This is a genomic window from Actinosynnema sp. NPDC020468 (assembly GCF_040642015.1).
Taxonomy (GTDB): domain Bacteria; phylum Actinomycetota; class Actinomycetes; order Mycobacteriales; family Pseudonocardiaceae; genus Actinosynnema.
Window position 1 is genome coordinate 48,431 of sequence record NZ_JBFAEO010000004.1, and the last position, 23,176, is coordinate 71,606.

The 23,176-nt window shown below is 71.3% G+C and carries 23 protein-coding genes; 11 read left to right on the forward strand and 12 right to left on the reverse strand.

Annotated elements, in window-relative coordinates; all coding sequences use genetic code 11:
- Window positions 1–4 precede the first annotated feature (4 nt).
- Complete coding sequence (locus AB0G50_RS05095; protein WP_360102420.1) at window positions 5–1,432, forward strand: aldehyde dehydrogenase family protein; 1,428 nt, start codon at window positions 5–7, stop codon at window positions 1,430–1,432.
- Window positions 1,425–2,288, forward strand: a complete 864-nt coding sequence (locus AB0G50_RS05100; RefSeq protein WP_360102422.1) for an aldehyde dehydrogenase family protein — start codon at window positions 1,425–1,427, stop codon at window positions 2,286–2,288. The genes AB0G50_RS05095 and AB0G50_RS05100 overlap by 8 nt, the downstream gene beginning before the upstream one ends.
- Here the strand turns inward: AB0G50_RS05100 and AB0G50_RS05105 are convergent.
- Genes AB0G50_RS05105 through AB0G50_RS05115 form a run of 3 tightly spaced genes read right to left on the reverse strand, consistent with a single transcriptional unit; the run spans window position 2,285 to window position 4,054 of the window.
- A complete protein-coding gene (locus AB0G50_RS05105; protein ID WP_360102424.1) occupies window positions 2,285–2,863 on the reverse strand; it encodes a Fic family protein in 579 nt (192 codons plus the stop codon). The genes AB0G50_RS05100 and AB0G50_RS05105 overlap by 4 nt on opposite strands.
- The gene (locus tag AB0G50_RS05110; protein ID WP_360102426.1) at window positions 2,860–3,450 is read right to left on the reverse strand and encodes a type II toxin-antitoxin system antitoxin SocA domain-containing protein; all 591 of its coding nucleotides are present in this window, start codon (window positions 3,448–3,450) and stop codon (window positions 2,860–2,862) included. Before AB0G50_RS05110 ends, AB0G50_RS05105 begins: the two co-directional genes overlap by 4 nt.
- Window positions 3,451–3,487: 37 nt before the next feature.
- On the reverse strand, window positions 3,488–4,054 hold the full coding sequence (locus AB0G50_RS05115) for an SMI1/KNR4 family protein (protein ID WP_360102428.1): 567 nt from the start codon (window positions 4,052–4,054) through the stop codon (window positions 3,488–3,490).
- 125 nt (window positions 4,055–4,179) lie between these two features.
- Between AB0G50_RS05115 and AB0G50_RS05120 the strand changes: the two genes are divergently transcribed.
- The 5 genes from AB0G50_RS05120 (at window position 4,180) to AB0G50_RS05140 (ending at window position 7,782) form a co-directional block, all read left to right on the forward strand.
- On the forward strand, window positions 4,180–4,503 hold the full coding sequence (locus AB0G50_RS05120) for a type VII secretion target (protein ID WP_360102430.1): 324 nt from the start codon (window positions 4,180–4,182) through the stop codon (window positions 4,501–4,503).
- Window positions 4,503–5,684, forward strand: a complete 1,182-nt coding sequence (locus AB0G50_RS05125; RefSeq protein ID WP_360102432.1) for a C40 family peptidase — start codon at window positions 4,503–4,505, stop codon at window positions 5,682–5,684. The genes AB0G50_RS05120 and AB0G50_RS05125 overlap by 1 nt, the downstream gene beginning before the upstream one ends.
- A 1-nt stretch (window position 5,685) precedes the next feature.
- Window positions 5,686–6,060 (forward strand): hypothetical protein, encoded by a 375-nt coding sequence (locus AB0G50_RS05130; protein WP_360102434.1) that lies wholly within the window; start codon window positions 5,686–5,688, stop codon window positions 6,058–6,060.
- Window positions 6,057–6,503 carry a YbaB/EbfC family nucleoid-associated protein gene (locus AB0G50_RS05135; protein ID WP_360102436.1) on the forward strand — a complete coding sequence of 149 codons (447 nt, stop codon included), beginning with the start codon at window positions 6,057–6,059 and terminating at the stop codon, window positions 6,501–6,503. The genes AB0G50_RS05130 and AB0G50_RS05135 overlap by 4 nt, the downstream gene beginning before the upstream one ends.
- A 64-nt stretch (window positions 6,504–6,567) precedes the next feature.
- Window positions 6,568–7,782, forward strand: a complete 1,215-nt coding sequence (locus AB0G50_RS05140) for a primosomal protein (protein ID WP_360102438.1) — start codon at window positions 6,568–6,570, stop codon at window positions 7,780–7,782.
- A 75-nt stretch (window positions 7,783–7,857) separates the two neighbouring features.
- Here AB0G50_RS05140 and AB0G50_RS05145 read toward each other — a convergent pair whose 3' ends face one another.
- Complete coding sequence (locus tag AB0G50_RS05145) at window positions 7,858–8,910, reverse strand: adenosine deaminase (RefSeq protein ID WP_360102440.1); 1,053 nt, start codon at window positions 8,908–8,910, stop codon at window positions 7,858–7,860.
- A gap of 349 nt (window positions 8,911–9,259) precedes the next feature.
- Here AB0G50_RS05145 and AB0G50_RS05150 point away from each other — a divergent pair, with 349 nt between their 5' ends.
- The gene (locus AB0G50_RS05150) at window positions 9,260–10,453 is read left to right on the forward strand and encodes a hypothetical protein (protein ID WP_360102722.1); all 1,194 of its coding nucleotides are present in this window, start codon (window positions 9,260–9,262) and stop codon (window positions 10,451–10,453) included.
- Between the two features lie 200 nt (window positions 10,454–10,653).
- Window positions 10,654–11,481 carry a hypothetical protein gene (locus AB0G50_RS05155; protein ID WP_360102442.1) on the forward strand — a complete coding sequence of 276 codons (828 nt, stop codon included), beginning with the start codon at window positions 10,654–10,656 and terminating at the stop codon, window positions 11,479–11,481.
- A 37-nt stretch (window positions 11,482–11,518) separates the two neighbouring features.
- On the opposite strand, the gene AB0G50_RS05160 is transcribed toward AB0G50_RS05155, so the two are convergent.
- The 6 genes from AB0G50_RS05160 to AB0G50_RS05185 all read right to left on the reverse strand — a co-directional run bounded on the left by AB0G50_RS05160 (window position 11,519) and on the right by AB0G50_RS05185 (window position 18,303).
- Complete coding sequence (locus AB0G50_RS05160; protein WP_360102444.1) at window positions 11,519–12,796, reverse strand: thymidine phosphorylase; 1,278 nt, start codon at window positions 12,794–12,796, stop codon at window positions 11,519–11,521.
- Window positions 12,793–13,182, reverse strand: coding sequence for a cytidine deaminase (locus AB0G50_RS05165; RefSeq protein ID WP_360102446.1), 390 nt, complete (start codon window positions 13,180–13,182; stop codon window positions 12,793–12,795). Before AB0G50_RS05165 ends, AB0G50_RS05160 begins: the two co-directional genes overlap by 4 nt.
- On the reverse strand, window positions 13,175–14,440 hold the full coding sequence (locus tag AB0G50_RS05170; protein ID WP_360102448.1) for an ABC transporter permease: 1,266 nt from the start codon (window positions 14,438–14,440) through the stop codon (window positions 13,175–13,177). Before AB0G50_RS05170 ends, AB0G50_RS05165 begins: the two co-directional genes overlap by 8 nt.
- A complete protein-coding gene (locus tag AB0G50_RS05175; protein WP_360102450.1) occupies window positions 14,437–15,507 on the reverse strand; it encodes an ABC transporter permease in 1,071 nt (356 codons plus the stop codon). Before AB0G50_RS05175 ends, AB0G50_RS05170 begins: the two co-directional genes overlap by 4 nt.
- Window positions 15,507–17,072: an ABC transporter ATP-binding protein gene (locus AB0G50_RS05180; RefSeq protein WP_360102452.1), complete on the reverse strand. Its 1,566-nt coding sequence runs from the start codon at window positions 17,070–17,072 to the stop codon at window positions 15,507–15,509. Before AB0G50_RS05180 ends, AB0G50_RS05175 begins: the two co-directional genes overlap by 1 nt.
- A gap of 94 nt (window positions 17,073–17,166) precedes the next feature.
- On the reverse strand, window positions 17,167–18,303 hold the full coding sequence (locus AB0G50_RS05185; RefSeq protein WP_360102454.1) for a BMP family ABC transporter substrate-binding protein: 1,137 nt from the start codon (window positions 18,301–18,303) through the stop codon (window positions 17,167–17,169).
- A gap of 389 nt (window positions 18,304–18,692) precedes the next feature.
- Between AB0G50_RS05185 and AB0G50_RS05190 the strand changes: the two genes are divergently transcribed.
- The gene (locus AB0G50_RS05190) at window positions 18,693–19,202 is read left to right on the forward strand and encodes a YbaB/EbfC family nucleoid-associated protein (RefSeq protein ID WP_360102456.1); all 510 of its coding nucleotides are present in this window, start codon (window positions 18,693–18,695) and stop codon (window positions 19,200–19,202) included.
- A 51-nt stretch (window positions 19,203–19,253) separates the two neighbouring features.
- The gene (locus AB0G50_RS05195; protein ID WP_360102458.1) at window positions 19,254–20,888 is read left to right on the forward strand and encodes a hypothetical protein; all 1,635 of its coding nucleotides are present in this window, start codon (window positions 19,254–19,256) and stop codon (window positions 20,886–20,888) included.
- An 8-nt stretch (window positions 20,889–20,896) separates the two neighbouring features.
- Here the strand turns inward: AB0G50_RS05195 and AB0G50_RS05200 are convergent, their stop codons facing one another.
- The gene (locus AB0G50_RS05200) at window positions 20,897–21,397 is read right to left on the reverse strand and encodes a hypothetical protein (protein WP_360102460.1); all 501 of its coding nucleotides are present in this window, start codon (window positions 21,395–21,397) and stop codon (window positions 20,897–20,899) included.
- A 12-nt stretch (window positions 21,398–21,409) separates the two neighbouring features.
- Window positions 21,410–23,098 (reverse strand): hypothetical protein, encoded by a 1,689-nt coding sequence (locus AB0G50_RS05205; RefSeq protein ID WP_360102462.1) that lies wholly within the window; start codon window positions 23,096–23,098, stop codon window positions 21,410–21,412.
- Window positions 23,099–23,176: the final 78 nt, after the last annotated feature.

Consider the following 23,176-nt stretch of genomic DNA (forward strand, 5'->3'; position numbering starts at 1 on the left):
AACCATGTGGGAATACGCGCCCGCGCCCGAGTCGCGGGACATCGCGAACCTGAAGCCGCAGTACCGGATGTTCCTCGACGGCGAGTTCGTGGAGGGCTCCGGCGAGCCGCTGAAGTCGATCAACCCGGGCACCGAGGAGGTGCTGGCCGAGGTGTCCACGGCGTCCGAGGCGGACGTGGACAAGGCGGTGAAGGCGGCCCGGCGCGCGTACGACCGGGTGTGGGGCCGGATGCCGGGCAGCGAGCGGGCCAAGTACCTGTTCCGGATCGCGCGGCAGGTCCAGGAGCGGGCGCGCGAGCTCGCGGTGCTGGAGTCGCTGGACAACGGCAAGCCGATCAGGGAATCGCGGGACGTGGACGTGCCGACGGCCGCCGCGCACTTCTTCCACCACGCGGGCTGGGCCGACAAGCTCGGCTACGCCGGGTACGGCCCGGACCCGAAGCCGCTGGGCGTGGCCGGTCAGGTGATCCCGTGGAACTTCCCGCTGCTGATGGCCGCGTGGAAGATCGCGCCCGCGCTGGCGTGCGGCAACACGGTCGTGCTCAAGCCCGCCGAGACCACACCGCTGACCGCGCTGGTGCTGGCGGAGATCATCCAGCAGTCGGAACTGCCGCCCGGCGTGGTGAACATCCTGCCCGGCGCGGGTGACGTGGGCGCGGCGCTGGTCGGGCACGCGGACGTGGACAAGGTGGCGTTCACCGGGTCCACCGAGGTGGGCAAGACCATCCAGCGCCAACTGGCCGGCACCCACCGCAAGCTCACCCTGGAGCTGGGCGGCAAGGCGGCCAACATCGTGTTCGACGACGCGCCGCTGGACCAGGCCGTCGAGGGCATCGTGAACGGCATCTTCTTCAACCAGGGTCACGTGTGCTGCGCGGGCTCGCGGCTGCTGGTGCAGGAGTCGATCGCCGAGGAGCTGATGGAGAAGCTGCGCGCGCGGATCTCCACGCTGCGGGTCGGCGACCCGCTGGACAAGAACACCGACGTGGGCGCGATCAACTCGCGCGAGCAGCTCACCCGGATCCAGGAGCTGACCGCGGTCGGCGACACCGAGGGCGCGCAGCGCTGGACGTCGTCGTGCCCGTTGCCGGACAAGGGTTTCTACTTCGCGCCGACGGTGTTCTCCAACGTCTCGCAGGCCATGCGGATCGCCCGGGAGGAGATCTTCGGGCCGGTGCTGTCGGTGCTGACCTTCCGCACCCCGGACGAGGCGGTGGCCAAGGCGAACAACACGCCGTACGGGCTGTCGGCCGGCATCTGGACCGAGAAGGGCTCGCGGATCCTGTGGGCGGCGCAGAAGATGCGCGCCGGGGTCGTGTGGGCGAACACGTTCAACCGCTTCGACCCGACCGCCCCGTTCGGCGGCTACCAGGAGTCGGGCTTCGGCCGCGAGGGCGGTCGCACGGGCTTGGAGGCGTACCTCGATGTCTGATCGGCTGGCGGTCGCGAAGACCTACAAGCTCTACATCGGCGGCGCGTTCCCGCGCTCCGAGTCCGGCCGCAGCTACCCGGTGGTCGACGCGAAGGGCGCGTTCCTGGCCAACGCCGCGCAGGGCTCCCGCAAGGACGCCCGGGACGCGGTCGGCGCGGCGCGCAAGGCGTTCGGCGGGTGGTCCGGCGCGACCGCGTACAACCGGGGTCAGGTGCTCTACCGGGTGGCCGAGGTGCTGGAGGGCCGCCGCGAGCAGTTCACCGCCGAGGTCGCCGCCGCCGAGGGCGTCGCGGCGAAGAAGGCGCAGGCGCTGGTGGACGCGGCGATCGACCGGTGGGTCTGGTACGCGGGGTGGACCGACAAGGTCGCGACCGTGCTGGGCGCGGCGAACCCGGTGGCCGGGCCGTACTTCTCGTTCTCCGTGCCGGAGCCGACCGGCGTGGTCGCGGTGCTGGCGCCGCGGGAGTCGTCGCTGCTGGGGTTGATCAGCGTGCTGGCGCCGGTGGTCGCGACCGGCAACACGGCCGTCGTGGTGGCGTCGGAGGACCGGCCGCTGCCCGCCGTGACGCTCTCGGAGGTGCTGGCGACCTCGGACGTGCCGGGCGGCGTGGTGAACGTGATCACCGGTCGCACGGCCGAGATCGCGCCGTGGCTGGCCTCGCACGCGGACGTGAACGCGCTCGACCTGACCGGCGCGCCGGACGGTGCCCGGGCCGACCTCGAGCGGGCGGCGGCGGGCACCGTCAAGCGCGTGCTCCGGCACCGGGCGGCCGAGGACTTCGCCGCCGAGCCGGACCTGACGCGGTTGCGGGCGTTCCTGGAGACGAAGACGGTGTGGCACCCGATCGGCGTCTAGGCGGGCTGCACGATCGGGTCGAACAACTCGCGGAGCGTGTCGGTGGAGCCGGACAGGCTCTCCCGGCACGCCTCCCCGTACTTCTCCACGTCGAGCGGCGCGAAGTCCACGCGCCACCCCGCGTGCAGGGCCATCTGCCGGAAGAAGGCGCGCTGGGCCCGCCCGTTGCCTTCCCGGAACGGGTGAACGGCGTTGACCTCGGCGAAGTAGTGGACGAAGCGGTCCAGGAACTCGTCGCGGTCCAACCCCGCGAGGTGCCACTCGGCGCGCAACCGGTCGAACACCGAGGTCGCGTACGGCACCACGTACCGCCAGTGCGCGAACCGGGCGGTGCGGGCGATGTCGACCCGACGCGGTGTTCCCGCGAACGGGTAGAGGTCGCCGAACAGCCGCCGGTGGAACCCGCAGAGGTGGTCGAGGTCGAACAGTCCGGGCAGTGGTCTGATCTTGAGTTCCGCGTCGCGCAGCGCCGACACCTCGGCCTCGACCTGCCGCAGCAGAGCCTCGTCGGTCACGCCGAGGTGGTTGAGCAGCACACCGGAACCCGGATCCACGTAGGGGTCCGAGTGGTTCACGACTTGAGCAGCGCCTCTATTCTTCGGGCCACGGCCTCGTCGGCGGTCGCACGTCCGGCGGCCACCGCGCGGATCTCGGCCACCGCCTCCGGTGACAGGTCCAGCCCCTCGAGCCGGACGTTCGCCACGGCTTCGGACACCGCGTCGTCCACGGGAGTGGTCAACCGGCGGAAGTACCTGGCCATGACCGAGTGCGACAGCGGCGCGGTGGACGGTGCCGAGTCGGGCAGGCCCGCACGCGCCACCTTCCAAGGTTCCTCGTCGTGGGCCATGTCGCTCAACTGATGGCGGGTGAACGCGCCGTAACGGTCGACCACCGACCGGACCAGTTCGGCCTCCGCGGGCGCGAGCCGGCGCGGATCGCCTTCCTCCCAGGCCGAGACGTACGTGCGGCCGGCGTGCCTGCGGTACACCTCGGGCACCACCGGGCCGCGACTCCAGGCCTCGATGCGGGCTTCGAACAGGGGTCGGTCGTGCGAGGCGAGGTGCCAGGCCTGCGCGTAGTACAGCAGCTTCTGGAGCTTCATCGGCGAGGACGGCCCGGCCGCCGCGAGCACCGCCGCGGCCACGTCGTGCACGTCCGCCATGTCGCCTCCCCCGCCACCGAGCCAGAGGGCGATTCTATCAGTCGGTGCGCCAGCCGAGTCGGCCATCGGCCGTGATCAGGGGCTCGCAATGGCCCAGTCGACCCCGGTGTTCGAGTGCCGTCGCGACCTCGTCCAGCATGTCGCCGAACCCGGCGAACTCGGGCTTGAGCATCTCCTGGCCCTCGCGGTCCCACTCGACCACGCAGCCGCGCAGCGCCCCCGGCCGCAGGTCGAGCGCGAGCGCGTCGCCGCAGCCGTCGAACGCGATCGGCAGCCACAGCGGGTGGTAGCCGGTGGTGGGGGTGCCTGCCTCGGAGTCCAGCTCGTCGGGCCGGAACCGGGCCTTGAGCCGCCACGAGCGCAGCGCGTTCGTGGGACCCAGCGGCGTGTAGAAGGGCGGCAGCACCTCGGCGAAACCCAGGTTCGCCGTGCCACCGCACACGGACCAGAACGCCCGCAGTTCGTCCGGCGGTTCGAGGCCGGTCGCGTCGGCCAGCGCCTCCACGGCGGCGGCGTCCTCGTTGGGCACGAACGCCGAGCCGGTTGAAGGTGCGTAGTCGTCCAGCCACGCCAGGATCCGCTCCCAATGGCGCAGAACACCCACGAACCCATGATCACGTAAGGCCGTCGCGCGCGGTACCGCTCATCGGGGCACGATCTGCCGGAAAGTCGGCACGGGCAAGGGGCCGATCGGGCAGGATCGGGACCCTGGCACGCGAGGGGGCGAAGGTGGCGAAGGGCTTCGGCGTCGACACGGCGGCGTTGGCGCAGTACGGCTCGACCGCGTCGGGACTGGCCGCGGAGGTCGGGACCGTCGGCACGTCGACGCTGTCGGGTGTCGACGCGCTGTCGGCGGGCAGCTTCGGGAAGCTGGGCGACGAGGTCGGCCTCGGCGCGGCGTTCCGGAAGGCGGCGAAGGCCCAAGTGGACGGTGTCGCCGCAGCCGCCAAGGGGTTGGCCGGGTTCGCGTCCGAGGTCTCGAAGACCGGCGCCGCGTACACCGAGCAGGAACAGCAGCACGGTGACTCCCTCCAGCGGACGTACCAGGTCTGATGTTCGACGTAGCGGGTTTCCTCGCCGCCCTGGTCGCTCCGATGAAGGACCACCTGGCCAAGCTGGACGGCGACACGGGCGGCGCCACGCGCGCGGCCGAGTCGTTCGGCACGGCCGCCACGACGTTGGGCGGGATCGACGGCCGGCACTCCGGCGCGGCGAACGCGGTGCTCGGCACCTGGTACGGCGACAAGGCGACCGCGTTCCAGGGTCGGGTGGCCACCTTCTCCTCGGGCGTGCAGGCGTTGTCCCGCAACGCGACCACGATCCAGGGCGCGGCCACGTCGGCCACCCAGGCGGTCACGTCGGGTCGCACCGCGATCCAGGGCCTGATCGACGAGTTCACCGGGTGGGCGCAGCCGAGGCTCGCGGCGGCGGTCGCGGCGGGCGTCGTCGGCGGACCGGGCGTCGCGCTCGCGGTGGCCGCGGGCATCACCGCGAAGGCGCGCGAGTACGAGGGCCGGTCGTCCGGCGAGCTGGACAAGGTCCGCACCGCGCTGACCGACGCGGTGACGCAGCTGAACGGGTTGGCGCAGCCGAAGTTCGACGGCCTCGACCAGCCGATCGGTGTGGAGGACGGTGGCACCACCTCGGTGTCGGGCGCCGAGGACACCGCCGGGCACCCGCCGCGCGACCCGGGCACCGTCGGCGGCTCGTCCGGCGACTCCTCGGGATCGTCGGGTTCTTCCGGCTCGTCCGGCGGATCCTCCGGCGGCGGTTCCGGTGGTGGCGGCGGTGGCGCGACCGGACCCCGGCTGCCCGTCGCGATCCCGCCGCAACCCGGCACCGGCGTCGGCGTGAACCTCCCGGACGGCAGTTCGGCCGAGGCGCCCAACGAGACCGCGGCGCGCGCCGTGCGCAACGCGCTGTCGGCGCTGGGCACCCCGTACGTGTGGGGCGGCGCGAACCCGCCGCAGGGCACCGACTGCTCGGGCCTGACCCAGTGGGCCTACGGCGGTGCCGGTTTCGACATCCCGCGGCCGGCGTCGTCCCAGGCGATGGGTGCCTCCGTGCCGCCGGACCAACTGCTGCCGGGCGACCTGGTGGTGTGGGACGGTCACGTGGCGATGGTCATCGGCAACGGCCAGATGGTCGAGGCCGGCGACCCCGTCCAGGTGAACCCGGTCCGCACGAGCAACATCGGCATGGGTTTCCTCGGCTTCTACCGACCGACGGGGTGACGTGGACGAGACGACGCGGGCGGCCGAGCGGGTCGCCGACACCGGGCGCGCGGTGGCCGAGCACGTCGCGCGCACCGGTCCGGTGCTGGGTCGGGCCTCGTCGGCCGACGGCGCGGTGACCGTGACGACCGCGCCCGGCGGGCCGCCGGTGGAGGTCCGGGTTTCCCCGGCCGCGCTGCACGCCGGTCCGCAGGCGCTGGCCGCGGAAATCCTCCGGGTCGCGGCGCAGGCGTCGGCCGACGCGTCCGCACGACTGCACCGGTCACTCGAACGGGTCGTCGACCCGGCGGTGACCCGAGCCCTGACCGAACTCGGCTTCGAGCGCGGCGAGGTCGAGGACGACTTCGGCGGCGGCTACCTGCGAGGAGCACGGTGAACGAACAGGCCCTGTCGGCGGCCGAGCGGCTGACCGCCGTGCTGGCCCGCACGGTCGGCGCGGTCGAGCACCCGTCCGGCCTGTGCCGGGTGACCGCGACCGCCACCGGCGAGCTGCGCGACGTCCGGCTGCACCCGGCGCTGCTCCAGCGCGGCTCGGACGCGGTCGGCGAGCTGGTCGTGGCCACGGCCAGGCTCGCGACCGACTCGGCGATCCAGAAGTCGTTCAACGAACTGGCCAAGGCGCTGGGCGACGGGATGGCCATGGCGGTCGAGGCGTTCGCCGGTCCGCCACCGCTGCACCAGCACCTGGTGACGGACCCGGCACCACCCGTGAGCAGCACTCCGCAGGCTCGCGCGACCCGCCCGCGACGTCCGCCGGCACCGCCCGAGGAGGACGAGGACGACTTCTTCGCGGACCCTTTCCGTGGTCAACGGCGGTAGGGACTGATCGACCCCGTACTCTTGCGGCGCATCGCAAAGGGGCATGGCGTGACCGGGAGGTCGGATGGCACAGGACATCGTCCCGATCGAGCTGGGGCTCACCCAGGGTGATGTCGTCACCCTGTGGGCTCCCCGCTGGCGGGAAGAGGGCGAGGAGTGGGAAGCGTTCCTCGGCCACGAGGAGGACCTGTACGCGTTCCCCGATGCCGCGCACCTCGCGGCGTTCGTGCGCACGGCCGAGGAGCACGACCTCACCGACCACCCCGCGTGGCACGCCGTGCCGGGGCTCTCGGTCGGCGAGCTGTCGCCGGACGACAACCACCAGTTCGACCTGGTGGGCGTGCCGGAGCTGGTGTCGGAGGACCCGGACACCTGGGTCATCGGCGAGCTGGCCGACGTGATCTCCATCGTGCGGTCGCTGGCGGACGTGTGCGAGCTGGAGAAGGTGCACGAGATCCTCGACTCGGCGGAGGGGTTCGCGCTGCTGCCGCAGGGCACCCTGCCGTTCACCGGGCGCGAGGGCGCCGCGCTGTGGACGGAGATCTCCGAGGTCGTCGCCGAGAAGTGGGACGAGGTGCTCGACGCGATCGACGAGGTCGTGACCACGCCCGACGTGGACGAGACCGAGTTGAAGACGACGCAGGAGGAGCTGGCCGCCTTCGAGGAGGCCACCGCCGCCGCTGCCGCCGCCTCGGCGGACGAGGACGACGACGAGGACGACGAGGAGCCCACGGGCTTCTGGGCCGAGGTCGGCATCGACCCCATCAAGATCATCTCGGGGGCGGGCGAGTACTACACGCTGCGCTGCTACCTGGACGAGGACCCGCTGTTCCTCGGCCGCAAGGGCAAGATCGACGTCTTCGGCTCGCCGCGCGCCCTGGCCCGGTTCGTCGTGGAGGCCGACGACACCGACCTGGCCGAGGTGTCGACGTGGGGCGAGCTGGTGGTCAAGGCCACCGGCGGCGACCTGGACGTCGAGGTCGACCCGGACAACGTGTACGTGCTGACCGGGTTGGACGAGGACATCGCCGACGGCCCGGACGCGGTCGACCCCACGCAGCTCGACCTGGTGGTGGAACTGCTCGAGGACGCCGCCGACTGGGCGAAGGACGACAGCGTGAAGGTGGCGCTGAACCAGTCCGAGTCCCTGGGCTGGCTGGTGTCCTACGTGCTCAAGCCCGACCCCACCCGGCTGGCGCCCTCCGCGCCGTTCGACGCCGAGGTGACCGCGTGGCGCGAACTGGTGGCCGCCTTCGAGGACCGCCTGCGCATCCACTAGCAACACCACGGAGAAGGGGCGCTCCCACACCGGGAGCGCCCCTTTTTCCTTGCCCTCAGCTCGTCGGAGGTCGGCTCACAGCGCGGCGTACCCGGGCAGGATGACGTCCTCGATCAACGCCTCGCGCTCGGGCAGCGGCAGGAACGCCGCCTCGGCCGCGTTCACCGTCACGTCGCGCAGGTCGTCCAGGGTGAACCCGAAGACGTCGACGGCGGTCTGGAACTCGTTGATCATCGAGGTCTGGCTCATCAACCGGTTGTCGGTGTTGAGCGTGACCCGGAAACCGAGGTCCTTGAGCCGGCGCAACGGGTGGTCGGCCAACGTCGCGACCGCGCCCGTGTGCACGTTCGACGTCGGGCAGGTCTCCAGCGCGATCCGCCGGTCCCGCACGTACGCGGCGAGGTGGCCGACCCGGTCGCCGTCGATGTCCTCCACGATGCGCACCCCGTGCCCGAGCCGCTCGGCGCCGGCGAACTGCACCGCCTGCCAGATCGACTCCGGACCGTCGGCCTCGCCCGCGTGGATGGTGAAGTGCGCGTTCTGCTGCCGCAGCCACTCGAAGACCGGCAGCTCCCGGGTGGCCGGGAAACCCAGCTCGGGCCCGGCGATGTCGAACCCGACCACGCCCGCGTCCCGGTAGCGGACCACCAGGTCGGCGATGCGCTGCCAGCCGTCGTTCTGCCGCATCGCGCACAGCAGCGCGGAGACCCTGATCCGCTCGCCGGTCGCGGCCTGCCCCTGCCGGAAGCCCTCCTGCACGGCCTCGACGGCCTGCTCCAGGCTCAACCCGCCCTCGGTGAACAACTCCGGCGCGTAGCGGACCTCGGCGTACACCACGCCCTGCCCGGCCAGGTCCTGCGCGGCCTCGGAGGCGACCCGCACCAGCGCCGCCTCGTCCTGCATGACGCCGCACGTGTGCGCGAAGCCCTCCAGGTAGCGGACCAGCGAGCCGGAGTCGGCGTTCTCGCGGAACCAGGTTCCGAGCTTCTCGGGGTCGGTGGTCGGCAGGCCCTGGTGACCGGACGCGTCCGCGAGCTCGATCACGGTCTGCGGGCGCAGTCCACCGTCGAGGTGGTCGTGCAGCAGCACCTTGGGCGCGGCGCGGACGATCTCGGGGGTGAGAGACATGGTCGTCACGGTATACGGGCACCCGGTGTGGCCAGAACCACTCGATCTTGGGCAGGTGCCGTTGTCCAGTCGTGACGGAGAACTTTGTGCGACCCCCATCAGGGGTTTGGTCACCCGAGAGGCGGAAGCCGTTCACTCGGTTCTGTGAGCGTAGTTCGGCTTACTCTCAGGTAACCGGCCCGTTCGTCACTCCAACGGAGTACTGCGATAGACCTGTACGTGGGTCTCACACAGGGGGCAGTAGGAGTCGGGGCCCGACGTGGCTAGGCTGCCGGAGGTCTCCCCTCCCCTGGACGAAGGCACCCGAGCCGTGAACGAGAACAACAACTCCACGATGTCCTTCGATCGGATGCGCAACATGCTGACGCGCGCCGCGGAGATCCGTGAGAGCGAACAGCAGCAGATCTTCGACGCACTGGACGAGATCCACGCGCGGATGTCCCCGCTGGAGTCGCTGGGCTCGGTTCGCAAGCGCCTGTCCGAGCTGCCCGACCGGACCGAGGTCAGCGTGCTGGCCGAGCGCCTGGACGAGGCGTTGGCGAGGCTGGAGGCCCAGGACCAGGCGGTGCAGGGCATCGGCCGCGCCGTCGAGGGCCTGGTGGACAAGCTCGCCAAGCCGTTCGCGCAGCTCGACGGTCGCCTGGACGGCGTCGCGGGCCGCTTCGAGGGCGTCGCCGGCCGGATGGACGGCCTGGAGGACAAGCTCTCCCACATCCACAAGCGCATCGACGACCTCGACGTGCACCTGGACAAGCAGGACTCGAAGGTCGAACTCGTCCCGGGCGCCGTCACCGGCCCGCTGCGCGAGCGCATCGAGGCCCTGGAGGCCACCCTCCGCAGCCGGCTGGACGAGGTGGACGAGGGCGTCCACGAACACCTCGACGGCACCCGCGAAGCCCTCCAGCGCTCGGTCGCCGACACGTCGACGTCCCTGCACAGCCGCCTGGACGAGGCCCGCGACAACCTCAACGCGACCCGCGACTCGTTCGCGGTGTCCCTGGGCGAAACCCGCGACACCCTCTCGGCGTCGCTGCGGGAGACCAACGACACCGTCCACGGCAAGCTGGACGAGGCCCGCGAGGCCCTCCACGCCGCCCTGGACGAAACCCGCGACCAGGTCGACGCCACGGACCGCCTGGAAGCCCTGGCCCAGCGCCTGGAGCAGGTCACGTCCCACCTGGACACCATGACCACCCGCCTGGACGCCGTCGAGGACGACTTCGCCGCCCGCCTGGCGGAGCTGAACGGCACGGTCTCCACGGGCATCTCGAAGGTCGAGGACACCCTGTCCTCCCGCCCGGACGCCGACTCCCTGGCCACGATGGTCCGCAAGAGCAACCAGGAGTCGGAACTCCGCATCGGCGGCCAGCTGGACGAGGCGATGGCGACCTTCGCCGAGCTCATCCTCGGCGGCGGCTCCCCCACCCCGCCCCCGCCCCCCACGGCCCTGCCGCGCCCGCAGCGCCGGACCCGCAAGAACGGCCCCAAGCCCGCCGACGCCCGCAACGTGGACGACGACGACCTGGCCGCCGAAGGCGCCTGAGCGCACACAGCTGACGAAGAGGCCCGTACCTCCCCGGTGGAGGTGCGGGCCTCTTCGTGTGCTGTGCGCACCTCGATCGCGCCGGGTGCCGTCGATTCCGCCGTCCGTCACTTGTCCGTGGGCGCCACAAAGCCCGACGTGAAGGCACGAGGTCACACCGCGAGGCACCAGCCGGTACGCCGACGGACATCGAGGGAACCATGTCGCAACAACAAGGTCAGCCACCACGACCGCGCACGCTGGAAAAGATCGGCGCGATCGCCGGGGTCGCCACCGCCCTGGTCGTCCTGCTGAGCCTGGCTTCCGGCAGGGACTTCTGGCCCTTCCACTCGAGCCCGGCCCTCGCGGCCGTCGTCGGAGCACTGCTGCTGCTTTTCTGCTTCTTCGGGCATTTACGCCTCAACGGCGACGGCAAGCCGACGGTGGCCGCCGCGCTCAGCCTGGCCGCGACCCTGGGTGCGAGCCTCGTCGTCGGCGCGGTGGCGGCCGGCGGCCACGAGCCGGGAAACCGGAACTCCGCCGCCGACCTGCCGATCGACACCACCACCGTCGTCGCCACGACCACGACGTCGACCACCACACCCACGTCCACGTCCCGGCAGACGACCACGGTCACGACCACCACAGCGGCCGGTCCCTACGGGGAGAAAGAGCGGTACCGGCTCACCGTGTCGCCCACCTCCTACGTCGATCTCGACAGTCGGAAGGCGAGCCTGGAGGGCGGGCCGGAGTACGAATTCCGCTACCCCGGCGACATCAACCACGAAATCAGGTTCGCGCCGGAACCGGCGGTGTACGGCGAGTCGAAGGTCTCCCTCGTGGATCCCGAGGGCGCCGATCCCCAAAAATGCGACAGCAGCACCAGGCCCCAGAAGAACTCCGTCAGCGGCTACATGCTGGACGGTGCCATCATCTGCTTCACGACGAGCGAAGACCGGTTGGCGATCATCACCGTCCAGAGTTTCGGCAAGGGCAACAGCTGGGACGGGATCTTCGACGTCGTCCTGTACGAACGCAGCCCCTCCTGACACCCGCGCCCGCGCAGCCGCGGCAGACGTCCACGAGTCAGCCGGCCGGCGGGATCTTCCCCAGGATCAGCGGGGACCCGGGCGGCGGGGGGCCGAACTCGTAGGCGGACGTCAGCGCGGTCAACGCCGACGGGATCGCGTCCGGGGTGTCCGTGTGCAGTTCCATCAGCGGGTCGCCGGCCGAGACGTAGGTGCCGGGCTTGGCGTGCAACACGATCCCGGCGGCGGCCTGGACCGGGTCCTCCTTGCGGGCTCGGCCCGCTCCCAGGCGCCACGCGGCGACACCGACGGCGTACGCGTCCAGGGAAGCCAGCACGCCCGACTCCGGAGCGGTGATCAGGTGGCGGTGGGTGGGTGCGGGCAGCGGCGCCTCGGGGTCACCGCCCTGGGCCCGGATCATCCGGGCCCAGGTCTCGTAGGCCTCCCCGGAGGCCAACACCCGCGCGGGATCGGCCGAGATCCCGGCCGACGCCACCATCTCCTCGGCCAACGCCACCGTCAGCGCGACGACGTCCGCGGGCCCACCACCCCGCAGCACCTCGACCGACTCGGCGACCTCCACCGCGTTGCCCACCGCGAACCCCAACGGCGTGGACATGTCCGTCAACAGCGCCGAGACGGCCACCCCGGAAGCCGAGCCGATGGCCACCAGCGCCTCGGCCAGGGCGGTGGCCGAGGGCAGGTCCTTCATGAACGCCCCGGACCCGACCTTGACGTCCAGCACCAACGACTGCGCGCCCTCGGCGATCTTCTTGGACATGATCGAAGAGGCGATCAACGGAATCGACTCCACCGTGGAAGTCACGTCCCGCAGCGCGTACAACTTCCGATCGGCCGGCGCCAACCCCTCGGTCGCCGCGCAGATCACCGCGCCCACCGACCGCAGCTGCGCCTGGATCTCGTCCACCGACAGCTGCGCCCGCCACCCGGGAACGGACTCCAGCTTGTCCAGGGTCCCCCCGGTGTGGCCGAGCCCCCGCCCGGACAACTGCGGCACGGCCGCCCCGCAAGCGGCCACCAGCGGTGCCAGCGGCAACGTGATCTTGTCGCCGACACCGCCGGTCGAGTGCTTGTCCACGGTGGGCCGGTCCACGTCCAGCGACAGCACCGTCCCGGAGCGCACCATGGCGCGGGTCCACCGGGCGGTCTCGGCCGACGTCATCCCGTTCAGGAAGATCGCCATGGCCAACGCCGACATCTGCTCCTCGGCGACGACCCCGCGCGTGTAGGCGTCGACCACCCAGTCGATCTGGTCGTCGGACAGCACGCCCCGGTCCCGCTTGGCCCGGATCACGTCGACAGCGGTGTGGCTCATGGCAGGTCCTCCGGCCCGAAGGCGTCAGGCAGCACAGCGGACATCGGCAACACCCCGGACGGCGTGTCCACCAGGCACTCGGCCCCACCGAGCTCGTAGAGCACCTGCCGACACCGCCCGCACGGCATCAACAACTCGCCGGCACCGCTGCGGCAGGCCACCGCGACGAACCGCCCGCCGCCGGTCAACCGCAACTGGCCGGCCATCGCGCACTCGGCGCACAACCCGAGCCCGTAGGACGCGTTCTCCACGTTGCACCCGACGACGATCCGCCCGTCGTCGCACAACGCGGCGGACCCGACCTGCAACCCGGAGTACGGGCAGTAGGCCAGCGCGGCCGCCGCGACAGCCCGCTCCCGCAACGACTCCCAGTCGACCTCAGCCACGGCGGTACACCAACCCGTCCGCCGCCGGCATCCGCAACCGCTGCGACGCCGCGGCCAGCACCACCAACGTCACCAGGTGCGGCGCGTACGTGGTCAACTCCGACGGCACCTCGTCCACGCTGTAGTACACCGCGTACAACACGACGGCCGCCACGATGCCGCCCGCCGCCGCGAACCACCGCCGCCGCACGAGCTGCCACACCACGATCGCCCCGAGCAGCAGCACGGCACCGTAGACCAGGGCCAGGAACGTCTTCCCGCCCGACCTCAACTGCAACCCGTCCGCGTACCCGAACAACGCCGCGCCACCGAGCAACCCGCCGGGCCGCCAGTTCCCGAAGATCATCGCCGCGAGCCCGATGAACCCGCGCCCGTTGGTCTGCCCCTCCAGGTACCCGGGCTGCCCCGGGTTCAGCACGAGCGCCGCGCCGCCGATGCCCGCCAACGCACCGGAGGCCAGCACGGCCAGGTACTTGTACCGGTACACGTTGACGCCCAACGACTCCGCCGCGACCGGGTTCTCGCCGCAGGACCGCAACCGCAACCCGAACCGGGTCCGCCACAGCACCAGGTAGGTGCCGATCACCAGCAACACGGCCACCATCGTCAACGGCGACACCCCGGTCACCAGCCCGCGCAGGATCCCCGCGACGTCGGACAACCCGACCCGCTGCTGGGACTCCAGGTCCCCCAGCCAATCCGACAGCAACGGCGTCGAGTAGGTGTCGAACTTCGGCACCGCGGGCGATTCGCGCGGGTTGTGCGACAACGGGAAGAAGATCAACGTGGACAGGTACTTCGCGAGTCCCGCGCCGAGCAGGTTGATCGCCACACCGGACACGATGTGGTTGACCCCGAACGTCACCGTCGCGATCGCGTGCAACAGCCCGCCGAGCGCCCCGAACACCGCCGCCGACACCAGGGCGGCCCACGGCCCCCACTGGTACCCGGCCCACGCGGCACCCCAGGTGCCCATGATCATCATGCCCTCGAGCCCGATGTTGACCACACCGGCCCGTTCCGCCCACAACCCGCCCAGACCGGCGAGCAGGATCGGCAACGCCAGTCGTACGGCCGTCTGCACGGTCCCGGTCGAGGTCAGCTGCGGCACGTCCGTCAGGTACGACGTGGTGGAGATCAGCACCACCGCGCCCGCCACGCCCAGCACCCCGACCAGCCAGCCGGGGAACCGGCGCGCGCGTCGGGGCGGCGGCACCGTCGACGGCGCCTCGGAGGGGTTCATCAACGACGTGCTCATGCCGCACCCACCGTTCCGAGCTCCTTGCCGACCTGGCGCTGCTGCGCGGCCAGTTCGAACCGGCGCACCACCTCGTAGGCGACCACGACCGACAGCACGATCGCGCCCTGCATGATCGTCACGATCTCGCGCGGCACCCCGACGTTGTCCAGCGCCAGCGCCGACTTGTCCAGGAACGCCCACAGCAGCGCGCCGAACGCGATCCCACCGGGGTGGTTGCGCCCGAGCAGGGCGATCGCGATGCCGGAGAACCCGATGCCGGCCGGGAAGTTCAGGCTGTAGGTGTGGTCGCGACCGAGGATCTCGGGCATCGACACCAACCCGGCGATCCCGCCGGAGAGCAGCATCGCGATCAGCACCATCTTCTTCGCGCTGACGCCACCCGCGGTCGCCGCCGTCGAGGACTCGCCGGAGGCCCGCAGCTCGAACCCGAACCGGGTCCGGTTCATCATCACCCAGTAGCCGATCCCGAGCAGCGCCGCGACGAAGACGAACCCGAACACCGTCCCCGAGGAGCCGAGCGGGATACCGGGCATCCAGCCCGAAGCCGGGATCTCGGGCGTGCGGATGTTGTTGCCGCGCAACTCGCCGAACACGTCCGACCGGATCAGGTACGCCGCCAACCCCAGCGCCAGCCCGTTCATCATGATCGTGGAGATGACCTCGTTGACGCCGCGGGTCACCTTGAGCACCGCCGGGATCGCCGCCCACAGCGCGCCGACCACCGCCGCCACCAGGATCACCACCAGCGTGTGCACGCCGGGCGGGAGGGCGATCGACCCGCCGACGACCGCCGCCACCACGGCCGCCACCCGGTACTGGCCCTCGACGCCGATGTTGAACAGGTTCATCTGGAACCCGATCGCCACCGCCAGCGCCGCGATGTAGTAGGTGCCCGTGCTGTTCACGATGTCGACGGCGGTCGTGCCCTCGCCGACCTGCGACACCATGACCCCGAACGCCCGCAGCGGGTTCGCGCCGGACACCACCAGCGCGACACCGCACAGCAGCGCGGAGAACAGGATCGCCAGGACGGGCGGCAGCAGCTTGCCGCGCAGGATTCCCATCAGTCGCCTTCCACTTCCACCACGGCGGCACTGGTGGCCCCCGCACCGGTCATCGCGCTGCCCAGGTCCTCCGGGGTGACCGTGGCCGGATCCGCGTCGGCGACGAGCCGGCCGCGCAGCATCACCTTGATCGTGTCGGACAACCCGATCAGCTCGTCCAGGTCGGCGGAGATCAGCAGCACCGCGAGCCCCCTGGCCCGGGCCCGCTTGATCTCGTCCCAGATCAGCGCCTGCGCGCCGACGTCGACGCCGCGGGTCGGGTGCGAGGCGATCAGCAGCACCGGGTCGCCGGACAACTCCCGCCCCACCACGAGCTTCTGCTGGTTGCCGCCGGACAGCGCCGCCGCCGCCACGTCGATCCCCGGCGTGCGGACGTCGAACTCGGCCACGATCCGCTCGGTGTCCTTCTTCGCGCCGACCAGGTCCAACCACGGTCCGCGGGACACCGGCCGGCGGGTCTGGTAGCCGAGGATCCGGTTGGCCCACAACGGTTGTTCGAGCAGCAGCCCCTGCCGGTGCCGGTCCTCGGGCACGTACCCGATGCCCGCCTCGCGCCTGGCCAGCGTGCCGAGCCGCGAGATGTCCCGCTCGCCCAGCACGACGGTGCCGCGGTGCGCCCGCCGGATGCCCATGATCGTCTCGACCAGCTCGGTCTGCCCGTTGCCCTCGACGCCCGCGATGCCGACGACCTCGCCGGACCGCACCACCAGGTCGATCCCGTCGAGCACCGGCCGGTCGTCCGCGACCAGGCCCAGCCCGCGCACGTCGAGCACGACCCGCTCGGTCACGGTGGACTCGCGGGTTTCCGGGCTGGGCAGCTCGGAGCCGACCATCATCTCCGCCAGCTGCCGCGAGGACACCGCCTTGGGGTCGGCGGTGCCGACCGTGGTGCCGCGCCGGATGACCGTCACGGAGTCGGCGATCGCCCGCACCTCGTCCAGCTTGTGCGAGATGAACAGGAAGGTGAAGCCCTGGGCCTGCATGCCGCGCAGCGTGGTGAACAGCTCGTCCACCTCCTGCGGCACGAGCACCGCGGTCGGCTCGTCGAGGATGATCACCCGGGCGCCCCGGTAGAGCACCTTGAGGATCTCCACCCGCTGCCGGTCGGCGACACCGAGCCGCTCGACCAGCACGCCGGGGTCGACGGTCAACCCGGTGGCCTTCGCCAACTCCTGGATCCGCCGCCGCGCCTTACCGCCGATGCCGTGCAACGCCTCCGCGCCCAGGACCACGTTCTCCTGGACGGTGAGGTTGTCGGCGAGCATGAAGTGCTGGTGCACCATGCCGATGCCGGCCTTGATCGCGTCGGCCGGCGTGCGGAAGCGGACCTGCTCGCCCGCGACCTCGATCGTGCCCTCGTCGGGTTGCTGCATCCCGTAGAGGATCTTCATCAGCGTCGACTTGCCGGCGCCGTTCTCACCGCACAGCGCGTGGACCTCGCCGGTCGCGACGCTCAGGTGCACGTCGCTGTTGGCGACGACGCCGGGGAAGCGCTTGGTGATGCCCGACAGGACAACCGCCGGGGTGGTGCTCGTGACCTGGGTGCTCATGGCTGGTTCGCTCATGGCTGGGGAGGCTCCGTCCGGTCCGCAAACCTGGTTCTCCACGCACAAGGCCCCGCGGAGGTCGTCCGCGAGGCCGAGTGCGTTGCCGGTCGGATCAGCTGCTGGGCTGGTCCGAGACCTTGATGGCGCCCGAGATGATCTGGGCCTTGTAGCCCTCGAGGACGGCCTTCAGGTTGTCGTCGATCTTGCCGCCCGAGGTCGCGTAGCCCACGCCGTCGACCTTGAGGTCGAACACCTTGGGCAGGCTCGCCAGGTCGTTCTTGGCGGCGGCCCGGACGAAGTCGTACACCGCGACGTCGACGCGCTTGAGCATCGAGGACACGATGACGTCCTTCGAGTCGGCGACGGTCGCCTGGTTGTACTGGTCGGAGTCGACGCCGATGGCCTTGACGTTCGCGGCCTTCGCGGCGGAGAAGACGCCCTTGCCGGACGCGCCGGCCGCGTGGTAGAGCACGTCGGCGCCGGCCTCGATCTGGCCCTTCGCGGCCTCCTGGCCCTTGGTCGGGTCCTGGAAACCGGTGAAGTCGCCGGCCGGGGTCAGGTACTTCTTCTCGATCTTGATGTCCGGTGCGGCGGCCTTGGCGCCCTGCTCGTAGCCCGCGTCGAACTTCTGGATCAGCGGGATCTTGACGCCGCCGATGAAGCCGACGTGGCACGCCTTGGACTGGTAGGCGGCGATGACGCCCGCCAGGAACGAGCCCTGCTCCTCGGCGAACAGCAGCGGCGTGACGTTGGCCGCGCCCTCGACCGTGCCGTCCACGAGCGCGAACTTCGTGTTCGCGAACTCGGGCGCGACGGTCTTGAGCGACTCGGCGTAGGCGAAACCGACCGCGATGATCGGGTTGTAGCCCTCGCTCGCCAGCTGGCGGAGACGGGTCTGCTTGGCGTCCTCGGCCTCGTTCGGGGCCGCGGTCAGCTCCTTGACGTCGGTGAACCCGAAGTCGGCCTTCGCCTTGTCCAGGCCGGCGGCGGCGGAGTCGTTGAACGACGCGTCGCCACGACCGCCGATGTCGTAGGCCAGGCCGACCTTGAGGGCCTTGCCGTCGACCTTCTCACTCGCGGAACTGCTGCTCGACGCGGCGGCGGGCGCGGGCGGCTTGTCGGCCAGCTTGCAGCCACCGGCGGCGCTCGACGTGGAACCGGACCCGGTGGAGCCACCGCTGTCCTTGGCGCAGGCGGCCATCGACAGAACGCTGGTCAGCGCGATCGCGGCCACGGCCACTCCACGCATTGGACGACGCACGACTCGTCTCCCTCCCTGCTCGGTGAGCAGCTGTTCCCCCGACCGCGGTGTCGGGAGTTCTCGAGTGGCGAACCGTACCCCGTGGTAACTCCGGGCGCGTGCCCGCCGGTCCGCCGTGACCTAATCGTTGGTGCGATCGCCGCACGCCGCCACTCGGGGTGATCCGTCGACCTCATCGGGTGGCGACGATCACTGGGGGTCAAACCGTGAACCCCGACCCTCACCTCTCCGTATGACTCAGTGGAGACCAGGGCCTACGGCGGGGTTCTGGTCTCCCCTTTTTTGCCCTCCGTTAGCCCGTTGGTGCGACGTTGGGGGCACGTTGGCGGACTCCGGTGGAGTCCAGGCTGCACCGGTATCCACCCCAGGAGGCAGCCTTGGACCCCCGGCAATGGCTGGACGACTACGAGAGTCGCATCGCCGATCTTGCGCAGAAGTCGGCCGCGTTGCAGGAGAACTACGCCGCGGCGCACGCGAAGGTCACCAGCCCCGACGGCGCGGTCACGATCACGGTCGGCCCCAACGGCGGCCTCCAGGACATCGAGCTCGGCCACCGGGCGTGCGACCTCGGCCCGGCGCGGCTCACCGCGGTGATCATGCAGACCGCGCGGACCGCGCAGCGCCAGGCCGCGGCGAAGGTCGTGGAGGCGTTCGAGCCGATCGGCGCGGGCACCGAGGCCATGCAGTTCGTGCTCGACTCGATCCCCGACGACGAGGACGAGGAGGTGCCCGTCGCGGCGGAGAACGAGGACTTCGGACAACCGGAGCCCGAGCCCGAGCGCCCGGCGCCACCACAGCGTCCTCCGTACCAGCAGCAGGTCGCACCCCGGCCGCCGGCGCGCCCGCGCCACGCCGTCGAGGACGACGACGAAAACCAGCCCTGGTGATCTAGGAAGGCACTTGTCATGGCGGAAACACCCATCTCGTCGCCTCCCGGGATGAACATCACCGAGGAGAACAAGTTCAAGGGCTCGCTGTTCATCGAGGCCTTCGACGGGTTGATCGACTCGATCAGCGGCGACGCCGAGTCGGAGACCGAGCGCGCGCTGGACATCACGTTCAACGCGATCGGCGCCGCGTCGTCGGTCGCGATGTTCGCGATGGACCCGTTCGGCAGCATCCTGGGCGCCGGCATCGGCTGGCTGATCGAGCACATCTCCTTCATCAAGGAGGGGCTCGACCAGCTGATGGGCGACCCGGAGGACATCCAGGCCAACGTCGAGGCGACCAAGAAGCAGGCCGTCGACCTGCGGGTGCTCGCCGACGACCACAAGCAGGGCCTGGTCAAGGTCGACGGCTGGACCGGCATGTCCGCCGAGCGGTTCCAGGCCAGCATGGAGGCGATGGGCAAGGAGCTGGACGACCTCGCCAACGCCGTCGAGACCAAGGCCAAGATCGTCGCGATCTGCGGCATGCTCGTGCAGGTCCTGCGGGACATCGTGCGCGACATGATCTCGCAGTTCCTCGGCTCGCTGCTGGCCGGCGCGATCGCCGCCGCCGCGGCCGCGGTCTTCACCTTCGGCGCGTCCATCGCGGGCTTCATCGGCTACGCCGTGGGCAAGGGCATCGCGCTGGCCACCAACATCGCGTCCCGGATCGCGCGGCTGGTCGGGTCGCTGACCCGGAACATGAGCCGCATCAAGAACCTGGACGAGATCGTCGAGAAGATCGGCAAGGGCTGGGACCGGTTCGAGAACATCGCCGACGTCGGCGAGATCGCGTGGGAGGGCTACAAGGCCCAGGACGACGTCGGCGACGCGATCAGCGACGGCCAGAAGCAGGACGACGACCAGGACGTCGTGGACAAGGCCAACCAGGAGTCGCAGCAGGCCAACGACAAGTACACGCAGGCCAAGGACAACGAGTCCAAGGCCTCCGACGAGCTGAAGACGGCCAACGACAAGCTGAACGACGCGTCCACCAAGGCGGCCTCGGCCAACGAGAAGGCGAACGCGGCGGCCGACGAGCTGAACCGGGCCGCGGCGTCGGGCGACCAGGCGAAGTACGACGCGGCCAAGGCCAAGTTCGACGCGGCCAAGGCCGAGGCGGACACGGCACGCGGGGCGGCGGCGAGCGCGGCGACCGACGCGGCGACGAAGGCGCGGGCCCTCGCGGACGCGTCGAAGGCGAGCAAGGGCGCGCTCGACGCGACCAAGCCGTACGACGACGCGGCGCAGAAGGCGTTCAAGGACTTCCAGACCAAGCACCCGAACGAGGGTCCGGTCGACCCGGCGCGCACCGCCGCCGAGAGCGACCTGACGTCGAAGGGCAACGCGGCCAAGGACGCCAACGCCAAGTACGAGCAGGCGAACGTCGACTTCACCGAGGCCAACGCGAAGGCCGCCGAGGCGAACGCGCAGGCGTTCAAAACCGGCAGCGAGGCCGACATCGCGGCGGCCGAGAAGGCCTCCAAGGCCGCCGAGGACGCGGGCAGGAAGGCCGAGACGGCCGCGAACCAGGCGAAGTCTTCCGGCGAGGACGCCAAGAAGAGCTACGAGGAGTACCAGAAGAAGTACTCCAACCCCCAGACCACGTCCACCAAGTCCACGCCGGACACCAACGTCCACGTGTAGTCCGCCACTCACGGGGGAGAACCGGCCATGGCCAAGAACATCAACTCCAACTCCAACTCCAACACGAACTCCAACGCGAACCCGAACAACAACACCAACAACGGGTCGAAACCACCGCCGTTGACCGGCGTGGGCGGCCCGACCGGTGGCACCGGGTTCTCGATGAACAGTTCGTCGATGGAGGGGTTGGCGTCCAAGGCCGGTTCTTTCCAGGAGCGGATGACCTCGATCTCCCGAGGGTTGAAGGGCCTCGAGCTGAAGCCGAACGCCATGGGCCCGATCGGGCTGTTCGCGGTGCCGGCGGTCAACAACTCGAACCAGAACTCGGTGGCGCAGGCGGACCGGGCGGCGACGACGTTCGGCAACGTGCAGCAGGGCATCAAGGCGACGCACCAGACGCACGCGAACACCGACACCAACTCGGGCACCCAGTTCGGCAAGATCATCCCGAACTCGAACGCCCAGCGCCCGCCGGGCACGTCGGGCACGACCGCGGGCGCGTCGAACACCAGCGGCCAGAACTACACCGCGCCGCCGCCTCCCAAGGGCAGCAACGGGACCACCGCCGGCGCGTCGAACACCAGCGGCTCGACGGCCACCCCGCCGCCGCCGGTCAAGGGCGCCAACGGGACGACGTCCGGCGGCGCGAAGAACACCGGCGGCGCGACCGCGGCCCCGCCGCCCACGGTCAAGGGCAACAACGGCACCACGCCCGGCGGCGCGAAGAACACCGGCGGCGGGTCGACCGCCACGCCACCCCCGACGGTCAAGGGCGCGAACGGCACCACGGCGGGCTCGTCGACCAACACCGGCGGGTCCACCGTCACCCCGCCGACTCCGGTGAAGGGTGCCAACGGAACGACGTCCGGCGGCGCGAAGAACACCGGCGGGTCCACCGTCACCCCACCGGCACCGGTCAAGGGCGCCAACGGAACGACGTCCGGCGGCGCGAAGAACACCGGCGGGTCCACCGTCACCCCGCCCGCGCCGGTCAAGGGCGCCAACGGAACCACCTCCGGGGCCCAGAACACCGGAGGGTCCACCGTGACCCCACCCCCGCCCGTCAAGGGCGGCGGGTCGACGCCCGGCGGGTCGGGGATCCCGGGCGGTTCGACGCCCGGCGGCACGCCCGCTCCCGGCGCCAAGGCGCCCGGCGGTTCGGCCACGAACCCGGTCGCCGGCGGCAAGACCCCGGCGGTCGTCCCGCCGACCACGTCACCCTCCGCGAGCCCGATCACCAAGGCGCCGGACGGCCGGAGCACCGTCCCGCCGTCGACCCCCGGCGGCACGCCCCCGGCCGGCGGCACCGCACCCGGCGGCGCGGCGGCGTCGGAGCGCACGAGCAAGTACGCGGGAGGCGGGGGCAAGGGCATCTTCGACGCCCCCAAGCCCGGCGCGGGCTCCACCGGCTCGATCACCACGCCGCCGACGTCGTCCTCCACACCGCAGAGCGCGCCGCCGAAGTCGACCACGCCGACGTCCCCGGGCTCGCCGACGTCCCCCGGCTCGCCGGGCTCACCGAACTCGCCGGGCTCGCCGGGCTCGCCGACGAAGTCCCCCACGACGACCACCCCGACGTCCGCGGTACCGCCCTCGGCCCCGCCGAAGACGTCGCCCACGACCCCGTCGCCGACCACGACCACGCCACCGCCCGCGGCGCCCCCGACCGCCGGCGGCGCGAACCCGGCGAACACCGGCACCGACCGCACCAGCAAGTACACGGCCTCCCCGGGCAAGAGCGTCTTCGAGGGCACGAAACCCCCGACCGGCAACGGCACGATCTCCACCGCCCCACCAACCTCCACCTCGACCCCGCCACCGGCCCCGAAGCCGACGCCGGTGAACACCAAACCGACGGTCCAGTCACCGACGGTCCAGTCACCGACCGTCCAGTCGCCGACCGTCCAGTCGCCGACCGTCCAGTCGCCGACGGTCCAATCGCCGACCGTCCAGTCGCCGACGACGCCGAAGCCCGTGACGCCCGCGCCGGCCGGCACGACGAACCCCGGCACGACGGTGCCGAGCCCGACGGTCCAGTCGCCGACCACGCCCAAGCCCGCCACGCCCACCCCGGGCAACACCACGAACCCCGGCACGACGGTGCCGAGCCCGGCCGTCCAGTCGCCGACCACACCCAAGCCCGCCACGCCCACCCCGGCCGGCACCACCAACCCCGGCACGACGGTCCAGCCGCCCGCGGTCCAGAGCACGCCGGTCCAGGCTCCGCCGGTTCAAACGCCGCCCGTTCGAACGCCGCCCAACCCATCGCCTTCGGTGCAGAGTCCGGC

Excerpts from the sequence above, each read along its gene's own strand:
- AB0G50_RS05140 (WP_360102438.1), top strand. The coding sequence starts at position 6,568 with ATGGCACAGGACATCGTCCCGATCGAGCTGGGGCTCACCCAGGGTGAT.
- AB0G50_RS05100 (WP_360102422.1), top strand. The coding sequence starts at position 1,425 with ATGTCTGATCGGCTGGCGGTCGCGAAGACCTACAAGCTCTACATCGGC.
- AB0G50_RS05185 (WP_360102454.1), bottom strand. The coding sequence starts at position 18,303 with ATGCGTGGAGTGGCCGTGGCCGCGATCGCGCTGACCAGCGTTCTGTCG.
- AB0G50_RS05160 (WP_360102444.1), bottom strand. The coding sequence starts at position 12,796 with ATGAGCCACACCGCTGTCGACGTGATCCGGGCCAAGCGGGACCGGGGC.
- AB0G50_RS05095 (WP_360102420.1), top strand. The coding sequence starts at position 5 with ATGTGGGAATACGCGCCCGCGCCCGAGTCGCGGGACATCGCGAACCTG.
- AB0G50_RS05145 (WP_360102440.1), bottom strand. The coding sequence starts at position 8,910 with ATGTCTCTCACCCCCGAGATCGTCCGCGCCGCGCCCAAGGTGCTGCTG.
- AB0G50_RS05125 (WP_360102432.1), top strand. The coding sequence starts at position 4,503 with ATGTTCGACGTAGCGGGTTTCCTCGCCGCCCTGGTCGCTCCGATGAAG.
- AB0G50_RS05150 (WP_360102722.1), top strand. The coding sequence starts at position 9,260 with ATGCGCAACATGCTGACGCGCGCCGCGGAGATCCGTGAGAGCGAACAG.
- AB0G50_RS05110 (WP_360102426.1), bottom strand. The coding sequence starts at position 3,450 with ATGGCGGACGTGCACGACGTGGCCGCGGCGGTGCTCGCGGCGGCCGGG.
- AB0G50_RS05175 (WP_360102450.1), bottom strand. The coding sequence starts at position 15,507 with ATGGGAATCCTGCGCGGCAAGCTGCTGCCGCCCGTCCTGGCGATCCTG.
- AB0G50_RS05155 (WP_360102442.1), top strand. The coding sequence starts at position 10,654 with ATGTCGCAACAACAAGGTCAGCCACCACGACCGCGCACGCTGGAAAAG.
- AB0G50_RS05180 (WP_360102452.1), bottom strand. The coding sequence starts at position 17,072 with ATGAGCGAACCAGCCATGAGCACCCAGGTCACGAGCACCACCCCGGCG.
- AB0G50_RS05170 (WP_360102448.1), bottom strand. The coding sequence starts at position 14,440 with ATGAGCACGTCGTTGATGAACCCCTCCGAGGCGCCGTCGACGGTGCCG.
- AB0G50_RS05195 (WP_360102458.1), top strand. The coding sequence starts at position 19,254 with ATGAACATCACCGAGGAGAACAAGTTCAAGGGCTCGCTGTTCATCGAG.